The 18344-nt window shown below is 72.3% G+C and carries 15 protein-coding genes; 4 read left to right on the top strand and 11 right to left on the bottom strand.

All coding sequences use genetic code 11. From position 1 onward, the window contains the following. Positions 1-45: 45 nt before the first annotated feature. Positions 46-537, bottom strand: coding sequence for a glutathione peroxidase (locus ACQPZA_RS19375; protein WP_433272450.1), 492 nt, complete (start codon positions 535-537; stop codon positions 46-48). A gap of 116 nt (positions 538-653) precedes the next feature. Between ACQPZA_RS19375 and ACQPZA_RS19370 the strand changes: the two genes are divergently transcribed. Next, positions 654-1922, top strand: coding sequence for a TrpB-like pyridoxal phosphate-dependent enzyme (locus ACQPZA_RS19370; protein WP_433272448.1), 1269 nt, complete (start codon positions 654-656; stop codon positions 1920-1922). 264 nt (positions 1923-2186) lie between these two features. On the opposite strand, the gene ACQPZA_RS19365 is transcribed toward ACQPZA_RS19370, so the two are convergent. Then, on the bottom strand, positions 2187-2600 hold the full coding sequence (locus ACQPZA_RS19365; RefSeq protein WP_433272446.1) for a rhodanese-like domain-containing protein: 414 nt from the start codon (positions 2598-2600) through the stop codon (positions 2187-2189). Positions 2601-2735: 135 nt separating this feature from the next. On the opposite strand from ACQPZA_RS19365, the gene ACQPZA_RS19360 reads away from it, so the two are divergent. Beyond that, positions 2736-3233 carry an Lrp/AsnC family transcriptional regulator gene (locus tag ACQPZA_RS19360; protein ID WP_169399839.1) on the top strand — a complete coding sequence of 166 codons (498 nt, stop codon included), beginning with the start codon at positions 2736-2738 and terminating at the stop codon, positions 3231-3233. Between the two features lie 34 nt (positions 3234-3267). Here ACQPZA_RS19360 and ACQPZA_RS19355 read toward each other — a convergent pair whose 3' ends face one another. The 7 genes from ACQPZA_RS19355 to tkt form a co-directional block, all read right to left on the bottom strand. Then, positions 3268-3702 carry a hypothetical protein gene (locus ACQPZA_RS19355; RefSeq protein ID WP_433272444.1) on the bottom strand — a complete coding sequence of 145 codons (435 nt, stop codon included), beginning with the start codon at positions 3700-3702 and terminating at the stop codon, positions 3268-3270. A gap of 18 nt (positions 3703-3720) precedes the next feature. Beyond that, positions 3721-4500: a 6-phosphogluconolactonase gene (gene pgl / locus ACQPZA_RS19350; protein ID WP_433272442.1), complete on the bottom strand. Its 780-nt coding sequence runs from the start codon at positions 4498-4500 to the stop codon at positions 3721-3723. Then, positions 4500-5465 carry a glucose-6-phosphate dehydrogenase assembly protein OpcA gene (gene opcA, locus ACQPZA_RS19345; protein WP_433272440.1) on the bottom strand — a complete coding sequence of 322 codons (966 nt, stop codon included), beginning with the start codon at positions 5463-5465 and terminating at the stop codon, positions 4500-4502. Before opcA ends, pgl begins: the two co-directional genes overlap by 1 nt. A 31-nt stretch (positions 5466-5496) precedes the next feature. Beyond that, entirely contained in the window at positions 5497-7047 is a 1551-nt protein-coding gene (gene zwf, locus ACQPZA_RS19340; RefSeq protein WP_169399603.1) for a glucose-6-phosphate dehydrogenase, read from the bottom strand. A 112-nt stretch (positions 7048-7159) separates the two neighbouring features. Beyond that, positions 7160-8680, bottom strand: a complete 1521-nt coding sequence (locus ACQPZA_RS19335; protein WP_433272438.1) for a glucose-6-phosphate isomerase — start codon at positions 8678-8680, stop codon at positions 7160-7162. A gap of 4 nt (positions 8681-8684) precedes the next feature. After that, a complete protein-coding gene (gene tal / locus ACQPZA_RS19330; RefSeq protein WP_433272436.1) occupies positions 8685-9794 on the bottom strand; it encodes a transaldolase in 1110 nt (369 codons plus the stop codon). Between the two features lie 13 nt (positions 9795-9807). Continuing rightward, positions 9808-11895, bottom strand: a complete 2088-nt coding sequence (tkt, locus tag ACQPZA_RS19325) for a transketolase (RefSeq protein WP_433272434.1) — start codon at positions 11893-11895, stop codon at positions 9808-9810. 258 nt (positions 11896-12153) lie between these two features. On the opposite strand from tkt, the gene ACQPZA_RS19320 reads away from it, so the two are divergent. Both ACQPZA_RS19320 and ACQPZA_RS19315 read left to right on the top strand, forming a co-directional pair. Then, positions 12154-13077 (top strand): heme o synthase, encoded by a 924-nt coding sequence (locus tag ACQPZA_RS19320; protein ID WP_433282879.1) that lies wholly within the window; start codon positions 12154-12156, stop codon positions 13075-13077. A 148-nt stretch (positions 13078-13225) separates the two neighbouring features. Further along, entirely contained in the window at positions 13226-14656 is a 1431-nt protein-coding gene (locus ACQPZA_RS19315; protein WP_433272432.1) for an FAD-dependent oxidoreductase, read from the top strand. Between the two features lie 175 nt (positions 14657-14831). On the opposite strand, the gene fdhA is transcribed toward ACQPZA_RS19315, so the two are convergent. Both fdhA and ACQPZA_RS19305 read right to left on the bottom strand, forming a co-directional pair. Continuing rightward, on the bottom strand, positions 14832-16052 hold the full coding sequence (gene fdhA, locus ACQPZA_RS19310; protein ID WP_433272430.1) for a formaldehyde dehydrogenase, glutathione-independent: 1221 nt from the start codon (positions 16050-16052) through the stop codon (positions 14832-14834). Between the two features lie 210 nt (positions 16053-16262). After that, positions 16263-18314, bottom strand: coding sequence for a prolyl oligopeptidase family serine peptidase (locus tag ACQPZA_RS19305; RefSeq protein WP_433272428.1), 2052 nt, complete (start codon positions 18312-18314; stop codon positions 16263-16265). Between the last annotated feature and the right edge of the window lie 30 nt (positions 18315-18344).

Raw genomic sequence — 18344 nt, 5'->3', positions numbered from 1 at the left:
CCGTCGATCGTCCCCCACGCCCCGAACCTTGCCATGCCGCCCCGGTCAGCTCTGCGGCAGCGCCGCCTCGATGGCCGAGACGACCTCCGGCGAGGTGGGGGCGGTCCGGGACCGGAAGCGGCGCAGCACGGTGCCGTCCGCCCCGACCAGGAACTTCTCGAAGTTCCACTGCACGTCGCCCGCGCTGCCGTCGGCATCGGGGGTGGCGGTGAGCTCGCGGTAGAGCGGGTGCCGGTCCGGCCCGTTGACCTCGACCTTCTCCGTGAGCGGGAACGTGACGCCGTAGGTGGTGGAGCAGAACGTGCTGATCTCCTCGGCGGTGCCCGGCTCCTGCCCGCCGAACTGGTTGCACGGGACGCCGAGCACCGTGAAGCCCCGGTCGCTGTAGCGGCGCTGGAGCTCTTCGAGCTCGGAGTACTGGGGCGTCATCCCGCACCGCGAGGCGACGTTGACCACGAGCACCGCGTGTCCGCGCAGCGCGTCGAGGTCGAGGGGGCCGCCGGCGAGCGCGCCGATCGGTGTGTCGAGCAGAGGCATGATCCCCAGCCTACGAGCGCGGCGGTCGTCCCGGGCGTGGCGCTCGTCGCTGCTGCGCCGGCAGTCGTTCCGGTCACCGGGTCGTTCCGGCATCGCCGCCGGTCACCGCACTAGCCTTGACGGACATGACCCGGTGGACGCTGCCCCCCGATCGCATTCCGGACGCGTGGTTCAACGTGGTCCCACACCTCCCGAAACCGCCGCAGCCCCCGCTGCATCCCGGCACGCGCGAACCGGTCGGTCCCGACGATCTCGCCCCGCTGTTCCCGATGGCGCTGATCGGTCAGGAGGTGTCGGCGGAGCCCTGGATCGACGTGCCGGGGGAGGTGCTCGACATCCTCCGGCTGTGGCGGCCGACGCCCCTGCACCGCGCCGTGCGTCTGGAGCGGGCGCTGGGCACTCCCGCGCGGATCTACTACAAGGACGAGTCGGTGTCGCCCGCCGGGAGCCACAAGCCGAACACCGCCGTCCCGCAGGCGTTCTACAACGCCCAGGAGGGCATCACCCGGCTCACCACGGAGACCGGAGCCGGTCAGTGGGGCACCGCGCTCGCCTTCGCCTGCGCCCAGTTCGACCTGGACCTGCAGGTCTACATGGTGCGGGCGTCCTTCGACCAGAAGCCCTACCGGCGGGTCGCCATGGAGACGTGGGGCGGCTCCGTCGTCGCGTCGCCGGTGGACGACCCCGACCATCCCGGCTCCCTCGGTGCCGCCATCTCCGACGCGGTGCGCGACTGCGCAGGCCGTTCCGACACGCACTACGCGCTGGGCTCGGTGCTCAACCACGTGCTGCTGCACCAGACGGTGATCGGCCTGGAGGCGAAGGAGCAGTTGCAGCTCGCGGGGGAGCGGCTGCCCGACGTGGTCATCGCCTCCTGCGGGGGAGGGTCGAACCTCGGCGGCGTCGCGTTCCCGTTCGTGCCCGACCCCGGAGTCCGGCTGCTGGCCGTCGAGCCGATGTCGTGCCCGACGCTCACGAAGGGGCGGTTCGACTACGACTTCGGCGACACGGCAGGACTCACCCCGCTGCTGCCGATGTACACGCTGGGCCACGACTTCGTGCCGCCGTCCATCCATGCCGGCGGACTGCGGTACCACGGCGACTCACCGCTGATCTCCGCGCTGGTCCGCGACGGCCGCATGGAGGCGGTCGCCTACCCGCAGGGGCGGGTGTTCGACGCCGCGGTGCAGTTCGCCACGGTCGAGGGTCGGATCGCCGCCCCGGAGTGCGCGCACGCCATCCGGGCCACGATCGACGAGGCGCTCGCCGCGAAGGAGACCGGCGACGAGCGGGTGATCCTCTTCAACTACTCCGGTCACGGCTTCCTCGACCTTTCGGCCTACGACGACCACCTCCACGGCAGGCTCCCGGAGGAGCAGGGGTGAGCGGCGGCGGCCTCTCCGGCGTCGAGCACCGGGCCCTCTCGGTCCAGGAGGGGCCCGGGAGGAGCGATGCGCCGGGCGTTCCCCTGTGCCGGATCGCCTGACCAGGTGGCGCGGTTCGGGTCGATCGGACCGCTCCGGGCGCGGGCGTTGTGCAGCCGGGACGCGCTGACGAGCGGGGTGATGAACTCGTCGACCAGTTCCGTCGTGGGCACCTGCGCGCCGCTCGCCGGGGCAAGGTCCACTGGCCGTTCGGGCAGCCACCGATCAGCAACCACAGGTCACCGTCAACGGGTCGGGTGTCCCGGCGGTCGTACCGGCATCCGTGACGACCGGGAAGCCCTCCCGGACCCAGTACTCGATGCCGCCGATCATCTCCCGCACCCGGTACCCGAGGAGGGCGAGGGCGAGCGCCGCCCTCGTGGCGCCGTTGCACCCGGGGCCCCAGCAGTACGTCACCACCGGCACGGCCGGGTCGAGCAGCCGGGCCGCCCGCTCCGGGACGAGGGCGGTGGGCAGGTGCACGGCGCCGGGGATCCGGCCCTGGTCCCACGCGGGAGCGCCCCGGGAGTCGACGAGCACGAAGCCGGGGTGATCCGTGGCGAGCGCGGTCTGCACGTCGGCCACATCGGTCTGGAACGTCAGGCGCGCGGTGAAGAACGCCACGTGATCGATGCTCATGACCGGGACGGTAGGCACCGCGCACCCCCTGGTGAATGGGCGAACCACGGTCAAGCACGGAATTCACCGGTGTTTCCCCGGCAACGAAATCGACCCTACGGGTTCTCCGGACGAAACGGACGGTACCGTCGCAGGGTGGCCGTGGAATCCCTCGACGAGGTGGACTGGCGCGTGCTGGAAGCGCTGCAGCGTGACGGCCGGGCGAGCTATGCCGATCTGGGCCGGCTGGTGGGGCTCTCGGCCAGTGCCGTCACCGAACGGGTGCGCAGGCTGGAGGAGTCCGGGGTGATCACCGGCTACACCGCCGAGGTGAACCCGGAGAAGCTCGGGCTGCTGATCACCGCGCTGGTGCGGCTGCGCTACCCGCACGGGAACTACAAGCCGTTCCGGGACCTGCTCGCCACCACCCCGGAGATCACCGAAGCCCACCACGTCACGGGTGAGGACTGCTTCGTGCTGACGGTCCGCAGCCGGTCGATGCGCCACCTCGAGGAGGTCACCGGGCGCATCTCCGCCCTCGGTGCCGTGACGACGAGCGTCGTGTACTCCAGCCCGCTGCCGCGCCGGTCCGTGGTGGGAACCGCGGTGGGCAACAGCGCCGCTGCCACGCGGGCGTCGCGTCGGAAGGCCTGAGCGGGGTAGGACACCCCCTGGCCGCGGAGCGCGGTCAGCCGGGCAGCGTGCGCAGCAGCATCTCCGGGCCGACGGTTCCCGCACCGGTGGAGCGCACCCGGGCACGCAGCCCCCGGTCGGCCGTCACCACGAGCACCGGCTCGACGGCGAGATCGGCGGCCAGCGCCGCGATCGCCGAGTCACCGTCGGCCGGCGCGTGTACGACGTCCAGCAGCGGATGGGAGGGCAGGTCCTCGACCTGTGCCGCGGCACCCTCCAGCACGAGATGCACCCGCACGTCCTCGTCGGCGGCCTCCCGGCCCAGCCCCTGGGCCAGCAGCGCCGGACCGGCGGTGAGCGCGGCCGACAGCTTCCCGGCGAGCCTGCGCGCGGCACCGGGCCGGTCGCGCCACCAGCCGTCCGGGCGCGAGCCCACGACGTTCGCACCGTCGACGATCACGTGGAACACGGGCACCTCCGGGGTGCGCACGGAACCGGCGCGTGCCGGTCACGCGATCGGCGGCACCAGGTCCCGGGGGAGCTTCGACGCGGCGGCCCGGTCGAGCAGGAACAGCGTGCGCCGCCGTCCCCGTGCTCCGGCCACCGGGATCGCGACCTCGCCCGCACCACCGAGCGCCATCGCCACCGCCGCGGCCTTCGCCTCGCCGGTGGTCATGATCCAGACCTCGGCGGCGCGCCGGATCGCCGGGAGGGTGAGCGAGACGCGGGTGGGCGGTGGCTTGGGGCAACCGTGCACGGCCACCACCGAACGCTCGGTCTCGTACACGGCGGGGGAGTGCGGGAACACCGACGCCGTGTGGCCCTCCTCGCCCATGCCGAGCATCAGCACGTCGAACGACGGGACCGGACCGTGGTCCTCCGGCCGGGCCGCGCGGGCCAGCACCTCGGCGTACTCCTGCGCGGCGGCCTCGGCGCCACTCGGGCCGCTGCCCGTGTCGGCACCCATCGGGAAGACCTTCGCCGGGTCGACCGGGATGTGGTCGAGCAGCGCGTCGCGGGCCTGCTTCTCGTTGCGTTCCGGATCGTCGGGGGCCACGAACCGCTCGTCGCCCCAGTAGAACTCGACGCGGCTCCAGTCGACCGCGTCGCGTGCCACGCTGGCCCGGATCTGCCCCAGCACCGCGACACCGGTGGTGCCGCCGGTGAGCACGATCTTCGGGGTGTTGCCTGCCGCCTGCAGGTCGACCAGCCTGGTCACCAGCCGCGCCGCGGCAGCCGCGGCGAGCACGTTGGGGTGCGAGTGGACCGCGATGTCCGGGGTGGCCATCAGGAACCGGCCGTCACGGCGGGAATCTTGACCGGCGCCCGGCCCCGGGTGACCCGCCCGACCCCCGCGAGCGCGGCGCCGTAGATCTCGTCGGGATCGAGCCTGCGCAGCTCCTCGGCGAGGCAGTCCCGCACCTCGCGGCGCGCGAGGGCGACGAGCCGGTCGGGCTGGCCGGGCTGGCGCAGGCTCCCGATCTTCCCGTCCGGGCGGAGCAGCTCGACCGGACCGGACCGCCGGTCCAGCCGCACCGACACCAGGCCGGGGCCGGCCTCGGCGGGGGACCTCTTGACCCGCGCGTCGAGCCGGACCGCCAGCCAGCCGGCCAGCAGGTCGGTGGAGGGTGACACGGCCTCCCCCGCGACGGTGGCGCCGGTGACGTCCTCGTGCGGAGGCGCGTCGAGCGCGGTGGCGAGCAACGCGCGCCACGACGTGAGCCGTGTCCACGTGAGGTCGGTGTCGCCCGCCACGTGGTGGGCCCGCCGCTGCTCGAAGGCCTTGAGCGGGTTCTTGGACGACAGCGCGTCGGTGATCCGGCGCTGGGCGAGGCGCCCGACCGCGTCCTGCGACGGGATGGCCGGGGCCTCGCCCGGCCACCACGCCACCACCGGCGCGTCGGGGAGCAGGAGCGGCATCACCATGCCCGCGCCGGCTTCCTCGGAGGCCAGCGGGCCGTAGCCGCGCAGCACGATGACCTCGCTGGCGCCCGCGTCACCGCCCACCCGGATCTGCGCGTCGAGCCGCGGCGCGGCCCTGCGCTGACCACGGGCGAGCACGATCACCCGGCAGGGGTGCTCGCGGCTCGCGGCGTTCGCGGCCTCGATGGCGCCCTCGATGGAGCTGCCGTCGTCGGTGAGTATCACGAGGGTGAGCACGCGGCCCAGCGCCAGCACGCCGTTGCTCTCGCGCAGCTCGACGAGCTTCTTGTTGACCGCCGAGGTGGTGCTCGACGGCAGGTCGACGATCATGTCCAGCTCCCGGGTACGGATCGTTCGGAGTTCACGGCCTGCGCCAGGTGCGCCCGGTGCGTGCCAGCATCGCGTTGGCCGACTCCGGGCCCCAGCTGCCTGCGGCATACGGGTCGGGCCCCTTGGCGTCGGCGGCCCAGTGCTCCATCACCGGGTCGAGGATCTCCCAGGACCGCTCGACCTCCTCGTTCACCGGGAAGAGGGACGGCTCGCCGAGCAGGACGTCGAGGATCAGCCGCTCGTAGGCCTCGGGGGAGGCCTCGGTGAACGCGGTGCCGTAGCCGAAGTCCATCGTGACGTCGCGGACCTCCATCTGGCTGCCCGGCACCTTCGACCCGAACCGCATCGTGACGCCCTCGTCGGGCTGCACGCGGATCACGAACGCGTTCTGCCCGAGCTCCTCGGTCATCGTCGCGTCGAAGGGCAGGTGAGGGGCGCGCTTGAAGATCACCGCGATCTCGGTGACGCGGCGCCCGAGCCGCTTTCCGGTGCGCAGGTAGAACGGGACGCCCGCCCAGCGCCGGGTGTCGATCTCGCAGGTGATGGCCGCGTAGGTCTCGGTGTTGGAGTTCGGGTCGAAGCCCTCCTCCTCCTTGAGCCCCTTGACGAGCTCGCCGCCCTGCCAGCCGCCGGTGTACTGCCCGTGTGCGGTGGTCTCGTCGAGCGGGCCGACGAGCTTCGTGGCGTTGAGGACCTTGATCTTCTCGCTGCGCAGCTCGTCGGAGGAGAACGACGTCGGCTCCTCCATCGCGGTGAACGCGAGGAGCTGGAGCAGGTGGTTCTGGATGACGTCGCGGGCGGCTCCTATCCCGTCGTAGTAGCCGGCGCGGCCACCCAGGCCGATGTCCTCGGCCATCGTGATCTGCACGTGGTCGACGTAGTGGGCGTTCCAGACCGGCTCGAACAGCTGGTTGGCGAAGCGCATCGCCAGGATGTTCTGCACCGTCTCCTTGCCGAGGTAGTGGTCGATGCGGAACACCGAGTCCTCGGGGAAGACGTCGTTGACGATCTCGTTGAGCTCGATCGCCGACTTGAGGTCGTGCCCGAACGGCTTCTCGATCACCACGCGCCGCCACTGGTCGCCGTCCTGGGCGGAGAGCCCGGAACGGGACAGCTGCTTGAGCACCACAGGGAAGGCGCCCGGCGGGATCGACAGGTAGAAGGCGTGGTTGCCGCCCGTGCCGCGCACCCGGTCCAGGTCGCGGACGGTCTTCTCGAGCTGGTCGAAGGCGTCGTCGTCGTCGAAGCTGCCCGGGACGAACCGGAAGCCCTCGGAGAGCCGGTCCCAGACCGTCTGCCGGAAGGGCGTGCGGGCGTGCTCGCGTACCGCGTCGTAGACGATCTGGCCGAAGTCCTGCGTGTCCCAGTCACGGCGCGCGAAACCCGTGAGGGCGAAGCCCGGCGGAAGCAGACCGCGGTTGGCCAGGTCGTAGATGGCGGGCATGAGCTTCTTGCGGGAGAGGTCGCCGGTGACCCCGAAGATCACCAGGCTGCACGGTCCGGCGATCCGCGGGAGCCGCTTGTCGCGCGGATCCCGGAGCGGGTTGGTCCACTGGCCGCCCCCGATCGTGCGGGTTCCCATCGGTGTCTCCCAGTTCTCGATGTTGGCAGTTCGGTATTCGGTGGTGCCGGGTGGAAGTGTCGGTGGAACGCGCCGCCGGCCGACGCCGGCTCACGCCGTGTGCCAGCCTGGTCTACAGCTGTTGCACCGCCCTGGCCAGTGTGACGAGGCCCGCCACCCGATCGGTGAAGTGCAGTCGCAGCACCGGCAGGCCCCGCTCGGCCAGCGCCTCGGCGTCGGCGCGGGCCTGCGCCTGCTGGAGCTCGGCGAGCTCCCCGGGCAGGTCGGGCTCCGCGTCGCCGGTGAGCTGGCAGACGACGGCGTCGGCGGGGCCGCCCTTGTCGCGCTGCCCGCCGCCCGGCAGGCAGCGGGGCGCCCAGCCGAAGGTGGTGGGGAGTCCGGTGCGGCGGGTGAGCTCGGGCCGCAGCACCGCGGCCGAGGCGTCGTCGAGCCGGTCGAGGTAGGCGTGGACAGTGAGGTGCGCGCCCGCCTCCGCGGTGCCCACGAGAGCCCGCAGCGCCTCGGCGACGGTGCTGGTGCCCGTGGGGAGCCACGGCCCGGCGTGGACGTCGACGTCCCCGTCGGTGAAGTGGGCGCCGGTGCCGGGGGTGCTGCTGCCGTTCTGCCCGGCCGGGCCGCGGTCGGAGTCGGGCCGGTCGGTCGGGTCGACGCCCATCAGATGTGCCGCCACGGCGGTGGCGTGCTGCCACAGCACCAGCTGGGCGGCGGGCGGTCCCACGCTGGTGACCGCGGCCCCGGGCACCTCGCCCAGGCCCGCGGTGAGGGTGCCGGGCCGGACCGACTCGGGGTCGGCCCACTCCGGGGCGTCCGGGCCTTCCACCACCACCGGCAGCGGGCCGCGCCCGTCCTTGCCCAGGCCACCCCCGACGAGCTGGGCGGCCCACTCGGCGAGACCGGGCGCACCGTCCTCGGCGAGCGCGACGACCGGTGCGTCGGCGAGCAGCGCGCCGAGGGTCAGGCACGGGTTGGCCGGGTCGTCGGCGGCCAGCTCGGCGCGGGCCGCGACGGCGTCGGCGAGCACCGCGCCGACATCGGTGCCGGCGAGCCCGGCCGGAACCAGAGCGAACGCGGTGAGCGCCGCCCACAGCCCGTCCACGTCGGCCGGGCCGAGCACGACGGTGGCTGCGCCGGCCTGCTCCTGCAGCGGGCCGCCGGGGGCGGTGACGACGACCGTGTGCTCGTCCGGGTCGAGCCCGTCGGCCCGGAACGCGCGGTGCACGGTGTCGCGCACGAGCTGCGCCGGCGCCGGATCCTCCCCCGGCGGCACGGACACGACGAGCACCGTGGCCGCCAGGTCGCCGGCGAGTGCGTCGGCGACCTGGGCCGGGTCGGTGGTGTCGAGCACGATCAGCCGCGGGTCGGCGTCGGAGAGCGCCTCGGCGGCGACCCCGACCCCTCCCGCGGCGGCCAGCACGACCCGTACCTGCCCCGCGACCCGCAGCTGCTCGCGCAGCGCCTCGATCTGGCCCACCAGCGGCCGCGACGTCCGTGGCGCCACGACCCAGCCCGGCCGCGCGGCACGGGGCCACAACGTGGGGTCGCACTCGGCGATCCGGGACGCCACGGCGTCACCGACGAGCCGCTCGACCACGTCGGCCTGCGGCGAAACGGACGACAGCAGTCGTGCGGTCACGTGGTCAGCGTGCTCCTTCGAGCTGGTGGCCGACGGTCTCGCCGAGCTCGGTCCAGGACTTCTCGAACTTGTCGACGCCCTCGTTCTCCAGCGTCAGGAAGACGTCGGTGAGGTCGATGCCCACGCGCTCGAGCTCGTCGAACACCTGCTGCGCCTCGCCCGCGGTGCCGCTCACGCGGTCGCCGTGGACCTCGGCGTGGTCGGCGACGGCGTCGAGCGTCTTCTCCGGCATCGTGTTGACCGTGCCGGCGACGGCGAGCTCGGTGACGTACATCGTGTCGGGGTAGTCGGGGTTCTTGACGCCCGTGGACGCCCAGAGCGGCCGCTGCACCCGTGCGCCCTTCGCGGCGAGGGCTTCCCAGCGCTCGCCGGCGAACACCTTCTCGTACGCGGCGTAGGCGAGGCGGGAGTTGGCGATGCCGGCCTTGCCGCGCAGCGCCAGCGCCTCGTCGGTGCCGACGGCGTCGAGCCGCTTGTCGATCTCCGTGTCGACACGCGAGACGAAGAAGCTGGCCACCGACGCGATACCGGCGAGCTGGTGGCCGTTGGCGGCGGCCTGCTCCAGCCCCTCGAGGTAGGCGCCCATCACCGCGCGGTAGCGCTCCACCGAGAAGATGAGGGTGACGTTGATGCTGATGCCCTCGGCGAGCGCACGGGTGATGGCCGGCAGCCCCTGCTCGGTGGCCGGGATCTTGACCAGCAGGTTGGGCCGGTCCACGGCCTTCCACAGGTCGCTCGCCTGCGCGACGGTGCCCTCGGTGTCGCGGGCCAGGCCGGGGTCGACCTCGAGGGAGACCCGGCCGTCGATGCCGCCGGTGGTCTCCCAGGTGCCGCTGAACACGTCGCACGCCTGCTGGACGTCGGCCACGGTGATCTCGCGGATCGCGTCGGTGACCGAGGCGCCGCGGGCCGCGAGCTCGCGGACCTGCTGGTCGTAGGCCTCCCCGTTGGCCAGTGCGCTCGCGAAGATCGTGGGGTTGGTGGTGACACCGACGACGTGCTTGTCGGTGATGAGGTGGCGCAGGTTGCCGGTCTGGAGGCGTTCCCGCGACAGGTCGTCGAGCCAGATGGAGACGCCCACGTCAGCCAGGGCGCCGAGCCGGTCGTTGCTCATGGTGTTCTGCTCCTCAGGAGGTCTTCGCCAGGCTGCGTCGCGCGGCCGCGACGACGTTCTCGGTGGTGAAACCGAACTCGCGGAACAGTGTCTTGTAGTCGGCACTCGCCCCGTAGTGCTCGATGGAGACGATCTCGCCCGCGTCCCCGGTGAACCGGTACCAGGGTTGCGCAATTCCCGCCTCGACGCTGACCCGGGCCTTGACCGCGGTGGGCAGCACCGACTCGCGGTACTCGTCGTCCTGCTCGACGAACCAGTCGACGCACGGCATCGACACGACCCGGGTGGGCACCCCGTCGGCCTCGAGCACCCGGCGGGCGTCGACGGCGATCTGCAGCTCGGACCCGGTGGCCATGATGATCAGCTGCGGCTCGCCGGAGGACGCCTCCGCCAGCACGTAGCCGCCGCGCGCGACGCCCTCGTACGACGTGCCCTCCAGCACGGGCAGGTTCTGCCGGGTGAGCGCGAGGCCCTTCGGGCCCTCGGGGCGTTCGAGCGCCGCCCGCCAGGCGTAGGCGGTCTCGTTGGCGTCGCCGGGCCGGAGGAACGCGAGGCCGGGGATCGCGCGCAGCGCCGCGTAGTGCTCGATGGGCTGGTGGGTCGGCCCGTCCTCGCCGAGACCGATCGAGTCGTGCGTCCACACGTAGATGACGCTGGACTGCATCAGCGCCGCGAGCCGGACGGCCGGGCGCATGTAGTCGCTGAACGTCAGGAACGTGCCGCCGTAGGGGCGGGTGGGGCCGTGCAGGGCGATGCCGTTGAGGATGGCGCCCATCGCGTGCTCGCGGACGCCGAAGTGCAGCGTGCGGCCGTAGGGGTGGGCGTTCCACATCTTCGTGGCGGAGGCCTCGGGGCCGAAGGAGTCGGCGCCCTCCATCGTGGTGTTGTTGCTCTCGGCGAGGTCGGCCGAGCCGCCCCACAGCTCGGGCAGCACGTCGGCGAGGGACTTGAGCACCTCGCCGGACGCCTTGCGCGTGGCCGGCCCGTTGGCGTCGGGCTCCCAGCTGGGCAGCGCCTTCTCCCAGCCCACCGGCAGGTCGCGCCCGAGCATGCGCTCCAGCAGCTCCTTGCGCTCGGGCTCCCGCGCGGCCCAGTCGTCGTACTTCGTGGTCCAGGCCTGGTGGGCCTCGCGGCCTCGGTCGATGACCTTGCGGGCGTGCGCGAGCACGTCGTCCTCGACCTGGAACGTCTGCGCGGGGTCGAAGCCGAGGATCTCCTTGACCTTGGCCACCTCCTCGTCGCCCAGCGCGGACCCGTGCGCCTTGCCGGTGTTCATCTTGGTGGGCGCGGGGAAGCCGATGATGGTGCGCAGCAGGATGAAGGACGGGCGCGTCGTCTCGGCCCTGGCGTTCTCCAGCGCGGCCTCGATGTCGGCGACGTTCTCCCCGCCCTCGACGACCTGCACGTGCCAGCCGTAGGCCTCGTAGCGCTTCGCGGTGTCCTCCGACAGCGCGATGGTGGTGTCGTCCTCGATGGAGATCTTGTTGTCGTCGTAGATCACCGTGAGGTTGCCCAGCTGCTGGCGCCCGGCGAGCGACGACGCCTCGGAGGTGATGCCCTCCTCGATGTCGCCGTCGGAGGCGATCACGTAGATCTGGTGGTCGAACGGGCTCTCGCCCTGCGCCGGCTCCGGGTCGAACAGACCGCGCTCGCGGCGGGCGGCGATGGCCATGCCCACGGCGGACGCGAGGCCCTGCCCCAGCGGCCCGGTGGTGATCTCCACGCCGACGGTGTGGCGGTGCTCGGGGTGACCAGGGGTCTTGGAGCCCCAGGTGCGCAGGGCCTTGAGGTCGTCGAGCTCCAGGCCGTAGCCGGCGAGGTAGAGCTGGATGTAGAGCGTGAGGCTGGAGTGGCCCGCCGAGAGCACGAAGCGGTCGCGGCCGATCCAGTCCGGATCGGTCGGGTCGTGCCGCATCACCCGCTGGAACAGCGTGTAGGCGAGGGGCGCGAGGCTCATCGCGGTGCCGGGGTGGCCGTTGCCCACCTTCTGCACCGCGTCGGCGGCGAGGACTCTGATGGTGTCGACGGTGCGCCGGTCCAGATCGCTCCAGTCGGCGGGCAGATGGGCTCGGGTGAGTGTCTCGATGTCGTTGTCGGCCACGGCACTTCCCTACGTATCGAAATGGGGGCGCAGGCGCGGTACGCCTCAGCGCATCAGGCTTGTGCGTCAGCCTACCGACGGCGCGGCGACTGGGGTGATCACTGTCATTACGGTGCCCGCTCGGTCTACCCGCGAGTGTGGCCCCGCATGCCCCCGGTTATCATCGACAGGCCGTAGAACTCGGTGTGTCCAATCGTCCCACCACGCGGATTGAGGTTGCCGGTGAGTGTGCCCGTGTCCCAGCAGGGGGCGTCGCAGGTGCCGCCTGTCCCGGGTCTCCGGGCCGCGTTGTACCGCGCCCGGGCCACGGTGCTGGCCTACCTCGGGCTCACGAAGACCCGCATCATCGAGCAGCTGCTCGTCGTCACCGTGCCGGCGATGTTCCTGGCCCAGCGGGGCATCCCGTCGGTGTGGCTGATCGTCGCCACCCTCCTCGGTGGAGCGGCTGCCGCGGCGAGCGCCCACGCGCTCAACTGCGTGGTCGACGCCGACATCGACGCGGTGATGAAGCGGACCGCTCGGCGCCCGCTCGCGAAGGGTCAGGTGCCCCCGCGCAACGCGCTGATCTTCGGGCTCGCGCTCGGGGCGCTCAGTGCGGTGTGGCTCGGGCTCACCACGAACTGGCTGGCTGCCGGGCTGTCGGTGGCCGCCATCGCGTTCTACGTGCTGGTCTACACCCTGCTGCTCAAGCGCCGCACGTCCCAGAACATCGTGTGGGGCGGCGCGGCGGGCTGCATGCCCGTGGTGATCGGATGGGCCGCGGTCACCGGGTCCGTGCAGTGGCCTGCGCTGGTGATGTTCGGTGTGATCTTCTTCTGGACCCCACCCCACTTCTGGGCGCTCGCCATGCGCTACCGCGACGACTACGCGGCCGCCGGGGTGCCGATGCTCCCGGTGGTGGCCACGCCGGTGCAGGTCTCGCGTCGCATCGTCGCGTACTCGTGGGTGATGGTGGCCTGGACGCTGCTGCTGCTGCCGGCCACGTCCTGGATCTACGCGGGCGTGGCGGTGCTCGGGGGTGCGTGGTTCGTCTACCGGGCCCACCGGCTCCACGCCGGGGTCGCCGCGGGGCGCGACGTGTCCCCGATGAAGCTCTTCCATCTGTCCAACATGTATCTGTGTGTGCTCTTCGCCGCAATCGCGGTGGATGCTGCCGTCGGTTTGCCGGTACTGCATTTCTGACCGATCAGGTCACCGAATCGGTGATCGATCTCTCGGTTTCGCATGGCCGGGAACCGCACGAGCGGCCGTAGCCTCTGGCACGAGGTCGTCGTGACATTCGACCTCTGTCGGGCGGTTCGCCCGAGGCCGCTGTCCCTGGAGGTAACTGGTGCCCGCGTCCCTGCACGTTCTCGTCGTCGGCGCCGGTGTGGCCGGTCTGTCCACGGCCATGCTCCTGGCGCAGGACGGCCACCGCGTGACCGTCCTGGAACGTGACCCGGTGGCGCCTCCGGAGCCGGCGGCGGCGTGGGAGGAGTGGGACCGGCGCGGCATCGCGCAGTTCCACCTGCCGCACTTCGCACTCCCGCGGTTCCGGGACCTGCTGGAGACCGAGCTGCCCGCCGTCTCCGCCGCCCTCCTCACCGGGGGTGCCGAGGAGTACGACGTCGTGGACGAGCTGCCGGAGTCGATCACCGGGGGCCGCCGCGACGGCGACGACCGCTACGTCGCGCTCGCCGTGCGGCGCCCCGTGCTCGAGGCCGTCGTGGCCCGGGCCGCGGAGGCGCAGCCGGGGGTGACGGTCCGCCGCGGAGTGGTCGTGCGGGGCGTGCTGACGGACACGCCCGACCGTACGGGCGTGCCTCGCGTCGTCGGGGTGGCCACCTCGGAGGGCGAGCAGGTACGTGCCGACCTGGTGGTCGACGCCGGCGGGCGGCGGTCCACGATGCCTGCGCTCCTCGACGTGTCGGGCGGCGTCGCGCCCGCAGAGGAGCGCGAGGACAGCGGATTCGTGTACTTCGCCCGCTTCTTCCGCGCCGACGGCCCGTTCCCTGCGCTACAGGGCACGGTCAACCAGGCCTACAACTCGGTGTCGATCCTGACCCTGCCGTCGGACCGCGGGACCTGGAGCGTCACGTTCGCGGCCAGTGCCCGGGACAAGGATCTGCGTGTCCTGCGGGACGCCGACCGGTGGGACGCGGTGGCCCGGTGCTTCCCGGCGAGCGCGGAGTGGCTCGAGGCCGAACCGTTGGGCGACGTGCGGGTGATGGCCGGTATCGAGGACCGCATCCGGCACTACGTGACCGGCGGGCGGCCGGTCGTCACCGGGGTGCTTCCCGTGGGCGACGCGTGGGCCTGCACCAACCCGTCGGTCGGACGCGGGATGTCGATGGCGGTGATGCACGCGGTCGTGCTGCGTGACGTGGTGCGGGCCGCGGACGGCGAGGGTCCCGCAGAGCTGTCCCGGCGCTGGGCCGAGGCGACGGCCGCGGTGCTCGAGCCGTGGTACCGCACCACCATCGGCAGCGACCGCCACCGCCTCGCCGAGATCGACGCCGATCGTTGCGGCGTGCCGTACGCGCCCGCGGACCGCGGTTGGACGACCTCCAAGGCCCTGGCCGCGGGCTCCCGCCGCGACCCCGACGTCCTGCGCGCGCTGCTCGACATCGCCTCGATGCAGGCGCTGCCGCAGGAGGTGCTCGGCAGGCCGGGAATGGTCGAGCGCGTGCTGGCGGCCGGGGCAGGAGCACCGCAGTATGCGGTGCCCGGCCCCGACCGCCGTGAACTGCTGGCCGCCGCAGGGGTGGCCGTTCCGATCTAGCCCGGAGCTGAGGAGCGCGCTGAACAACTCGGCCCTACTGCGCGGCGCCCAGGCGGCGCCCTCGCGGCGTTGTCGTCGGGCCCGATACAACAGCGGTATCCGCCCCTCCTCCGCCTGGCGATGCCACCACCTGGATCACCGCTCGCTACGGGCGGAGTTGTCCAGCACCCTCCTACTACGACGCCTTCGGGATCATCCCGTTCGGGTCGAGCACGTACTTGCGCGCCGCGCCCTGGTCGAACTCCTGGTAGCCGCGGGGCGCGTCGTCCAGGGGGATCACCGTCGCGTTGACCGCGTCGGCGATGTGGGCCTTGTCGTGCAGGATGCTCATCATGAGCTGGCGGTTGTACTTCATCACCGGGCACTGCCCGGTCGTGAAGGAGTGGCTCTTCGCCCAGCCGAGCCCCAGCCGCACCTTGAGCGTGCCCGTCTTCGCGTCCTCGTCCGGTGCACCGGGATCGCCGGTGACGTAGAGGCCGGGGATGCCGAGCTTGCCGCCCGCCCGCGTGATCGACATGATCGAGTTCAGCACGGTGGCCGGGGCTTCCCCCGCGTTCTTCCCGGGTGCGCTGGCCTCGAAGCCCACGGCGTCGACGGCGGAGTCCACCTCGGGTATGCCGAGGATCTCGGCGATCTGGTCCTCCAGCGAGGCGTCCTCGGTGATGTCCACCGTCTCGCAGCCGAACGAGCGCGCCTGCGCGAGCCGGTCGGCGTTGCGGTCACCGACGATGACGGCGGCCGCGCCGAGCAGCTGCGCCGAGTACGCCGCGGCGAGGCCGACGGGTCCGGCACCCGCGACGTAGACCGTCGACCCGGTCGTCACGCCCGCGGTGTAGGCCCCGTGGTACCCGGTCGGGAAGATGTCCGACAGCATCGTGAGGTCGAGGACCTTCTCCATCGCCTGCTCCCGGTCGGGAATCTTCAGCAGGTTGAAGTCGGCGAACGGCACCATGACGTACTGCGCCTGGCCGCCCTCCCAGCCGCCCATGTCGACGTACCCGTAGGCGGACCCGGCCCGGGCGGGGTTGACGTTCAGGCAGACGCCGGTCTGGCCCTCCTTGCAGTTGCGACAGCGCCCGCAGGCGATGTTGAACGGCACGGAGCAGATGTCACCGACTTCGAGGAACTGGACGTCGTCCCCCTTTTCGACGATCTCGCCCATGATCTCGTGGCCGAGTGTCTGACCGGGCGGGGCGGTGGTGCGCCCGCGGACCATGTGCTGGTCGGAACCGCAGATGTTCGTGGCGACATTGCGCAGGATCACGCCGTGTGGGGCTTTCTGCGTCAAGCCCTTCGCTTTCGCCACGTCGGCTGGGACCTCGAGCTTCGGTGGATCGTGGTCCTCGACCGAGACCACGCCGGGCTCCTTGTATACGACGATCTTGTTGCCACCCATTTCGTTTCCTCCTCGATTTCTCTTGGAGGCGTACTCGCGGGCGCTCGCCCGCGCAAGGGCAGCAGGCACCGTTGCGCTGAGCTTTCCCGGCCGTCGGACCACTTGGTGCATCGTCCACGTGCGGGAACGCGGCAGTCGGCGCAATGACGGCATCACCCGTTCGCGGATCCGGGTGATGCCGTCGTGGCGAGCGGTGTCAGGCCGGAGGGGTCAGCGCAGGAGGTCGGGCGTCTGCCAGTCCTTGCCCAGCACGTGGTGGTCCAGGAACGCGGTGACGGTCTGGTACCAGACGACGGCGTGCTGAGGGGAGAGGATCCAGTGGTTCTCCTGCGGGAAGTACAGGAACCGGTGGGGAAGATCGGCCGGGTCCCCGTCGTGCCGGGAGACCAGGTCCCACCACAGGCGCAGGCCCTCGCCGATCGGTACCCGGTAGTCCTTGTCGCCGTGGATGACGAGCATCGGGGTGACGATGGCGTCGACGTGGTGGTGCGGGCTGTTGTGCTCGGCCATCTCCGGCGTCATCTCGCGCACCCAGTAGAAGGATGCGTCGGTCGTGGGCCCGAACTGGTCGAGTGCCCACAGGCTGGCGTGGGTGACGATCGCCCGGAACCGGTCGGTGTGTCCGGCGATCCAGTTCGCCATGTACCCGCCGAAGGAGCCGCCCATGGCCGCCGTGCGGTCGCCGTCGATGTCGGGGCGGTCGACGGCGGCGTCGGTGATCGTCATGAGGTCCGTGTAGGGCTCCGCACCCCACCGGCCCCAGCCGCGGGCGATGAAGTCGAGGCCGTACCCGGTGGACAGGGCAGGGTCCGGCAGGAGCACCGCGTAGCCGCGGGCGGCCATCAGCCAGGGGTTCCAGCGCCACTGCCAGGCGTTCCAGCTGCCCAGTGGGCCGCCGTGCGCCCACAGCACCAGTGGCGCAGGAGAGCTGTCCGTGGTGCCGTCGGGCAGCACGAGCCAGGACCGCAGCGGGCTGCCGTCGGCGGCGGTGGCGTGCACCTCCGTGAGCGTGCCGGGGAGCACGGGGGACTGCACCGGCCCGGGCAGCGCGACGGGCTGCTGGTCCGCGGCGGCCGCATCGAGCCGGACGGGCGCCGGCGGGTGGTCGACGGCGCTGCGCAGCGCGTAGACGTACCGGCCGTCCGGCGACACCTGCAGGTCGGTGTAGGCGCCGTGGTCGCCGGTCAGGCGGGTGAGGGTGCCGTCCCCCAGGTCGATCCGGAAGACGGGGGAGCGGCCGCCGTCGTCGGCGGTGACGACGAGCGCCGCGGCGTCGGGCGTCCAGCGCACGTCGGAGACCCACCGGTCCCAGCCGGGCGCCACGTCGCGCGCCACCCCGCCGGCGAGCGGAAGCACGACGAGCCGGAAGTCGGCGGGCGAGGTGGGCGTGGAGAGCGACTCCCGCAGGCACGCCACCTGGGTGCCGTCGGGGCTGATCACCGGGTGGCCGAACTCGTGGCCTGCGTCGTCGGCCAGCACCCGCCGTTCCCCGGTGGCCACGTCGATCACCACGAGAATGCTGCGCAGCGACCCGCCGGGCTCGGCGAGCTGCCACGAGGTGACGACCGCTGTGCCGTCCGGGGTGATGTCGTGGCTCGTCTCGAGCAGGGCCGGGCCGGGTGCCGGGGTCAGGTCCTGCCAGTCGACGGACCCCTCCCCCTGCAGCGCGCCGGGCGCCCCGACGAGCAGCCGGGGCTCGTCCGGGCCGAGGTCGTGGTCCCAGTGCCGCACCGGGTAGCCGGCGTGCAGGATCGCGTCGACCTTCTTCTCGCGCCGTTCCTTGCGTCGCTTCTCGTCGTCGTCGGCGGTCACGGCGGACGGCAGCGTCATCGAGGTGACGGCGACCGTGCCGGCCTCCCGGGCGACCACGGGAGCACCGATGCCGCCGGGCCGGGTGCCGACCACGTGCGCCTCGCCGTTCGCCGGCAGTCGCCACAGCGCCTGCGGTGCGTCGGCGGGCTGCTCCGTCGCGTCGGGGTCCGGCCGCGCCGAGGTGAACAGCAGGTCGCCGTCGGGGGTGAAGACGGGGGAGGACTCGCCGGTCGGGCCGCGGGTGAGCCGGCGCGCGGGCCGCTCTCCCGTGGGGTCGACCTCCCACAGCGCCGGGCGGTACCGGTTCTTCTCCGGGACGAGGGCCGCCACCGTGGTGACGAGGCGGGTGCCGTCGGCGGACAGCGCGAGCCCGCTGAGGCGGGGGAGCGCCACGTAGTCCTGGAGGTCGTGAAATGCCGTGTTGGGTGTCTGCGGGGTCTCCGTCACCATCGATGTCTAGCACGGCTTCCGGTGATCACA

This window comes from Pseudonocardia xinjiangensis, assembly GCF_050948425.1.
GTDB classification, from domain to species: domain Bacteria; phylum Actinomycetota; class Actinomycetes; order Mycobacteriales; family Pseudonocardiaceae; genus Pseudonocardia; species Pseudonocardia xinjiangensis.
This window is presented reverse-complemented; position numbering and strand designations above follow the sequence as displayed.

Coding starts and splice junctions, on each gene's coding strand:
- fdhA (WP_433272430.1), bottom strand. CDS start 16,052: ATGGGTGGCAACAAGATCGTCGTATACAAGGAGCCCGGCGTGGTCTCG.
- ACQPZA_RS19375 (WP_433272450.1), bottom strand. CDS start 537: ATGCCTCTGCTCGACACACCGATCGGCGCGCTCGCCGGCGGCCCCCTC.
- opcA (WP_433272440.1), bottom strand. CDS start 5,465: ATGATCGTCGACCTGCCGTCGAGCACCACCTCGGCGGTCAACAAGAAG.
- pgl (WP_433272442.1), bottom strand. CDS start 4,500: ATGGCCACCCCGGACATCGCGGTCCACTCGCACCCCAACGTGCTCGCC.
- tal (WP_433272436.1), bottom strand. CDS start 9,794: ATGAGCAACGACCGGCTCGGCGCCCTGGCTGACGTGGGCGTCTCCATC.
- zwf (WP_169399603.1), bottom strand. CDS start 7,047: ATGGGAACCCGCACGATCGGGGGCGGCCAGTGGACCAACCCGCTCCGG.
- ACQPZA_RS19365 (WP_433272446.1), bottom strand. CDS start 2,600: ATGAGCATCGATCACGTGGCGTTCTTCACCGCGCGCCTGACGTTCCAG.
- ACQPZA_RS19305 (WP_433272428.1), bottom strand. CDS start 18,314: ATGGTGACGGAGACCCCGCAGACACCCAACACGGCATTTCACGACCTC.